Below are 673 nucleotides of genomic sequence, written 5' to 3'. Positions count from 1 at the left end.
CGCCGCCGGCGCCGGTGTCGCCACCGCCCGATCCGCCGCCACCGCCGGTTCCGCCGCCGCCGGTGCCGCCACCACCGCCGCCACCGCCACCGCCTCCGCCGGGCGGGTTGCTCGGGCTGCTCGGGGTGCGGGTCGGCCTGCCGGTCGGTCCGCCGGTCTCGGTGTTGGGCGGCGAGGTCGGCTGCGTCGGCTCGCTGGACTGCGTCGGGGTGTGCGTCGGACGACGCGTCCGGGTGTGCGTCGGCTCCGGCTCGGACGTGTCGGTGTTGGTGGGCGAGTCGGTGTCGGTCGGGCTCTCCGGCGCCGAGGTCGTCTGGTCGCTCGGCGTGTTCTTGCCGCCGCCCCCGCCGCCCATGTTCGCCACGGCGATGCCGACCACCGCCGCGAGCACCAGGACGGCCACGACCGCCGCGATGATCGGGCCCTTGGACCGCCGCTCGGGCTCCCAGTCGCCGCGTCCGGCGGGGCGGCCCCCGCCGCGGTAGGCGTCCTCGTACCCGGCGACCGGCGGCAGGGTCGCTCCGCCGCCGCCCATTCCCTGGGTCATGCCGCCCTGGCCGTACCCCTGCCCCTGGCCGTAGCCCTGGTCGTAGGCACCGGCGGGCGCCATCCGGGTCGCCGCGGCGCCTGCGGCGGCGCCTCCCGCCGCCGCCGCCGCTCCCCCGGCCAGCAG

1 pseudogene is annotated in these 673 nt (G+C 79.5%); it reads right to left on the bottom strand.

The features are described 5' to 3' along the window. Nucleotides 1–673 (bottom strand): annotated as a pseudogene (locus DZF91_RS41285) (hypothetical protein); the annotation flags it as partial.

The sequence above is a fragment of the Actinomadura logoneensis genome (genome assembly GCF_003428695.1).
In the GTDB taxonomy this organism is placed as follows: domain Bacteria; phylum Actinomycetota; class Actinomycetes; order Streptosporangiales; family Streptosporangiaceae; genus Spirillospora; species Spirillospora logoneensis.
This window is presented reverse-complemented; position numbering and strand designations above follow the sequence as displayed.